Origin of the sequence: Methanocorpusculum petauri (assembly GCF_026891975.1) — an archaeon.
Taxonomy (GTDB): domain Archaea; phylum Halobacteriota; class Methanomicrobia; order Methanomicrobiales; family Methanocorpusculaceae; genus Methanocorpusculum; species Methanocorpusculum petauri.
This window is the reverse complement of record NZ_JAPTGB010000035.1, coordinates 1-4,995: the sequence shown is the minus strand read 5'-3', so window position 1 is coordinate 4,995 and position 4,995 is coordinate 1. Positions and strand designations below refer to the sequence as shown.

Here is a 4,995-nt window from a genome sequence, read left to right as displayed (position 1 = left end):
ACGGGGGCGGTGCCGAGGCCGGCGGCCGCGGCAACCGTGATCTGACCGGGTGCAGAGGTAAGTTCGGGCCGGACTGCGCAGTAGCTGACCATCGAACCGATGTCTGCGGCACGGATGCGGGTAATCTCCCCTGCGGCACCCATGCCGATCAGAATAAACGGCTCATCGCTCTGTTTCAGAACAACTGCCGCCTTCCAGATCTCCAGCAGATCGGCAGGTCCCCGCACCATGAATGCGGCCTTTGGAATTCCGGAAGTTGAGAGGTCACGGAAGAGGTGCAGAATCTCCCATGCAGCCGGTGTTTTTGCAAAATCATGGTAGGAACAGATGACGCGGGTCTTGGGAAAGATGTTGCGCAGAACCGAGTCGGACTCAATGTCCACATACGCCGCGCCGCAGGCGAGAGCTTTGGCAAAAATTTCCCGCCGGTTTTCGTCCTCTTCTGACCGGAGTGTTACAATCACCGGCTTTTCGGTCGGCAGAAAGGAGAGATCGTCCGGAATCTCTGCAAACGCATCAAGCCGGACTTCAAACGCCTCCGCACCTGCGGCCAGCGCTTCCGCTGTCATTGCCTCGACAGAGGCAGGTGTGTCTGCGGCAATCACCGCACAGATCCGTGTCATTTCTCGCAGATGGTCTCCGCCATAGCATGTCCGAAGTGGCGGCCTCCGCTTTCAAGTCTGACATAGACCTCATCACCAACCGCAAGATCCGCAACGGAAACGGCGCCTGCCGGTGTTCCAACACGGATCGTCTCAGCATTCTGCAGGATCACCGAGTGGGTTCTGCCGCCCGCATCAACCTCAATCAGGAGCATGGGCCGTACCTCGATCTTCACCCGGCCGACCGAGACGGCACGAAGCGTGCCGTCCGGCATCCGGGTGAGCACTGCGTCGCCGGACGCAATTTCGGAAAGATAACGGGTTGTTCCATCAGGACAGAGAATATAGGAGTGAACCGCTCCTGCATTTACACGGAAAGGACGGGAGTTGACATACTCGCTTTCGAAACTTTCCGAACAGACGAGGAAGAGGCAGGAGGACTGCGAACCTACCAGCATTCCTTCTCCCTGTGCAAGGAGTGAGCAGGTATCGATACAGACACGGTCACCGAGCGACAGCGGCGTAATTTTCGTAACCGGCACTGCGGTAAGTTCGGTGTCGGGAAACTCATCGCACTGGATTTTGGAAAATCCTGCAATATCCGCGGGGCTGACGGGTGCGATAACCACACCGTCTGCACCGACCTCCATCGTGGAGAACGCAAGTTTCGCCTCTTCGGGAGTTCTGACGCAGACATAAACGCGGGTCGATGAATTCTGGAACCGCGAGATGAGATTTTCCAGCGGGATAACCTTCCAGTCTGAGGGGGTGATTATCAGATAAGGTACGGTATCTTTCATGCTGTACGCTTCTTCCATGTCTTCGGCACCAGCCAATGTGAGGATGGCTCCTACTTTTTCCCCGCTATATGTGAGATATTTTCCGTCGGCAGCAATTCCGGTATATCTGCCAAGACGGGTTAATGCGGAGTCTTCAGGCCGGAGTATGATATTGGTATAGCCAGCTTCCAGAGCTGCGGCGACGATTTGTTTGCGGTCGTCGTACTCGGAGGCGAGGTCGGCACGAACCAGAACCGGAGGAAGTGTCAGCGGCATTGCAACATCACCGGTTCAGGCGTTTTACTGCATCTTCCACTGAGGCGTCGTTGAGGACGATGTCGGAGACCGCCGAGGTGATGCCGACGATGTCCTTGTGCTGGAAGATGTTTCTTCCAATAGAGACACCGCGTCCTCCTGCATCCAGAGAGTCGCGCACCATCTGGAGCATCTCAAGATCAGAGTTCATCTTCGGCCCGCCGGCAATGACGACCGGAATCTGGGCACCCTGCACAACCTCGCGGAAGGTGTCGATGTCGCCAGTGTAGCTGGTCTTGACCAGGTCGGCACCAAGTTCTGCGGCAACGCGGGCACAGGTTTTGAGTGCATCAACATCGAAGGGATCTTTGATGTTTCTGCCGCGGGGGTACACCATCGCAAGAAGCGGCATGCCCCACTGCTGGCATTTACGGGAGATCTCGCCTGCACAGCGGATCATCTCCGGTTCGGTGTCTGCGCCGAGATTGATATGAATGGAGACGGCGTCTGCTCCCAGGGTCAGGGCTTCCTCAACGGTGGTGACGATAACTTTGGAGTTCGGGTCACCGCCAAGACCGGTTCCGGCAGAGAGGTGAACGATTAATCCGATATCTTTGCCGGAGGTCCGGTGGCCGTAAGGGACCATGCCTTTGTGCATGAGGACAGCGGTTGCGCCGCCGAGAGAGATTTTATTGATCGTGTCGCGCATATCGATAAGACCGGGAATCGGGCCCATGGAGATACCGTGATCCAGAGGGACGATAACAACTCTGCCTGAGTTGCGGTCTACTATTCTTTCCATACGGATTTGTTTTCCGAACATGTGTGCTACACATTAGCACAGAGGACACATCAATGTTTTTGTTTGGGATGAAAAAAGGGGAGAGGTTTATTCGTCAACTATTTCTCCGTCACGGATGACGATAATGCGGTCCGCATACGTTGCCGTATGCGGATCATGGGTTACCATGATAATGGTTCTTCCGCGACTGTTCAGATCGCGGAGCAGTTCCATGATCTGTTCACTCATCTTCGAGTCGAGATTTCCGGTCGGTTCATCACAAAGGAGAAGTGCCGGATCGTTTGCAAGGGCGCGTGCGATTGCCACCCGCTGCTGCTGACCGCCGGACAGCTCAAACGGTGTGTGCATCATTTTTGCTTCATCAATGCCGACACTTGCGAGCAGCTCTTTTGGCCTGCCGGTATCATCACGTTTGCCGTACTTGAGAATCATCGGATATTCGACGTTTTCATACGCGGTCAGAAGACCGATTAAGTTGAACTTCTGAAAGATGAAACCGATGTGATCGCGGCGGTGAATGGTCAGTTCGTCGTCGGTCATCTCTTTGACGCTCTTGCCGTCGATGTACATCTCACCCGCGGTCGGGACGTCCAGGCACCCGATCATGTTCATAAGGGTGGACTTTCCCGAGCCGGACGGACCCATGATAGCCACAAACTCGCCCGGCATCACCGAGAAGGTGACGCCGTTTAAGGCATGCACATCGCCTGCCGGCATCTGATATACTTTATAGACATCCCGCAGTTCAACTACAGGAGTTTCCTGATCAGTCATTTATTACTGATTGCGGCTCAAAGTATTTAACATATTGTAAAGTTTTAGCTACATTTGAAAAAAAGATTAGTCGGAGGCAAGCGCTTCGACCGGATTCAGATTGGCTGCCTTCCATGCAGGATACAACCCGGAAAGAAGACATACAACAACACCTATCAGAATGCCGTAGGGGACGTACATCAGGACCGGGACATTAAACATCAGGGAAACATCGCCAAGCATCAGACTAATCACGACTGACGCGGCGATCAGACTGAGAATACCGCCAATCACAGCCCCGATAAATCCGATGATCGCTGCCTCATACAGAAACATCTGCAGAATTTGGTACCGCAGTGTTCCGATGCTGCGGAGAATACCAATCTCTCTGATGCGTTCGTTCACGCTCATCAGCATCACATTGAAGATGGAGACTGCGGCGACCACGAGTGAGATACCTCCAAGCGCCATGATGAAGACGGAAATCATCCCAATTGATTCCTTCATCGACTCGACAAACTGCCGGGCATCACTGATCAGAACGGTGTCGTCCGTTGTCCGGTCGGTGCGGCCATTCATCTTTGCCTCGATTGCCGCGATCACCGGATCAAGATCATCCAGATTGGCTACCGTTATCATTGCCAAGGAGTATAAGCCGCCGGTTTCATGAAAGCGCTCATACCAGTCCGTTGTACCGATGATTGCGTTATCTGTGGAGAACGTAAAGGCCATGGAACCTGAGTTTGCCATGATGCCCACAATCCGTACTGAGATGGTGCTGCTGTTGCGCTGGGGAATTTCAATCCTGCTGCCGATCGAAAGGCTATAGTCGTCGGCAAGCTGGCGGCCGATGATAACACCGTTGTTGCCGGTAGGAATTTTGCCATCTTCAACCGTTACCAGACTTTCAATATCTGCGGTACTGAGTCCGTAGATGGATGCCTGCATCCGCTCATCCGAACCTGCAGGCCGCACCATGTCATAGCCGGTGTACATCGGTATCAGAACATAGTTTTCGGTGACGGATTTTACCGCAGACTCGATGTTTCGCAGATCTTTGGTGGACAGTCCCGCGGTCATGTAGGAGTTCGGACCGGAACCGGTACTCGAAATGCCGGTGACAGTGATCGAGTTTGAGGTACCGGTAAGGGATCCGGTCAGTTCCTCGGAGAATGCGGCACCGGTCATTCCCATAGAGGTGATGGCAACAACACCGATGATGATGCCGATCATGGCAAGGAGACTACGGAGAAAGTTCAGCCGCAGGTTGCGTACCGAGAGATCGAAGATTACCGGAGAAAATATTTTGTCACTCATCCACAATTTCTCCGTCGCGGATGACAATGGTACGGTCTGCATACGTTGCCGTGTGCGGATCGTGCGTCACCATGATAATCGTCCTGCCGCGGGTGTTGAGGTCACGGAGTAACGTCATGATCTGTTCGCTCATCTTTGAGTCAAGGTTTCCCGTCGGCTCGTCACAGAGCAGTAGTGCCGGGTGATTTGCAAGGGCGCGTGCGATTGCCACCCGCTGCTGCTGACCGCCGGACAACTCAAACGGTGTGTGCATCATGTTTGCTTCATCGATGCCGACACTTGCGAGAAGGTCTTTGGCCCGGCCGGTATCATCCCGCTTGCCGTACTTGAGAATCATCGGATACTCAACGTTTTCATACGCGGTCAGAAGACCGATTAAGTTGAACTTCTGAAAGATGAAACCGATGTGATCGCGGCGGTGAATGGTCAGTTCGTCGTCGGTCATCTCTTTGACGCTCTTGCCGTCGATGTACATCTCACCCGCGGT

Annotated in this window: 6 protein-coding genes; all 6 read right to left on the bottom strand. The window is 54.0% G+C overall.

Features of this window, described 5'->3' with window-relative positions; translation table 11 throughout:
* A partial coding sequence (locus O0S10_RS10295) for a type I 3-dehydroquinate dehydratase (protein WP_268925793.1) occupies positions 1–623 on the bottom strand: 623 nt, incomplete at its 3' end.
* Positions 620–1,657 carry a 3-dehydroquinate synthase II gene (locus O0S10_RS10290; protein ID WP_268925792.1) on the bottom strand — a complete coding sequence of 346 codons (1,038 nt, stop codon included), beginning with the start codon at positions 1,655–1,657 and terminating at the stop codon, positions 620–622. The genes O0S10_RS10295 and O0S10_RS10290, both read right to left, overlap by 4 nt.
* Positions 1,658–1,664: 7 nt before the next feature.
* The gene (locus O0S10_RS10285; RefSeq protein WP_268925791.1) at positions 1,665–2,459 is read right to left on the bottom strand and encodes a 2-amino-3,7-dideoxy-D-threo-hept-6-ulosonate synthase; all 795 of its coding nucleotides are present in this window, start codon (positions 2,457–2,459) and stop codon (positions 1,665–1,667) included.
* Between the two features lie 66 nt (positions 2,460–2,525).
* On the bottom strand, positions 2,526–3,212 hold the full coding sequence (locus O0S10_RS10280) for an ABC transporter ATP-binding protein (RefSeq protein WP_268925790.1): 687 nt from the start codon (positions 3,210–3,212) through the stop codon (positions 2,526–2,528).
* Positions 3,213–3,278: 66 nt separating this feature from the next.
* Positions 3,279–4,508 (bottom strand): ABC transporter permease, encoded by a 1,230-nt coding sequence (locus O0S10_RS10275; protein ID WP_268925789.1) that lies wholly within the window; start codon positions 4,506–4,508, stop codon positions 3,279–3,281.
* A partial coding sequence (locus O0S10_RS10270) for an ABC transporter ATP-binding protein (protein ID WP_268925788.1) occupies positions 4,501–4,995 on the bottom strand: 495 nt, incomplete at its 5' end. The genes O0S10_RS10270 and O0S10_RS10275, both read right to left, overlap by 8 nt.

Excerpts from the sequence above, each read along its gene's own strand:
- O0S10_RS10280 (WP_268925790.1), bottom strand. The coding sequence starts at position 3,212 with ATGACTGATCAGGAAACTCCTGTAGTTGAACTGCGGGATGTCTATAAA.
- O0S10_RS10285 (WP_268925791.1), bottom strand. The coding sequence starts at position 2,459 with ATGTTCGGAAAACAAATCCGTATGGAAAGAATAGTAGACCGCAACTCA.
- O0S10_RS10290 (WP_268925792.1), bottom strand. The coding sequence starts at position 1,657 with ATGCCGCTGACACTTCCTCCGGTTCTGGTTCGTGCCGACCTCGCCTCC.
- O0S10_RS10275 (WP_268925789.1), bottom strand. The coding sequence starts at position 4,508 with ATGAGTGACAAAATATTTTCTCCGGTAATCTTCGATCTCTCGGTACGC.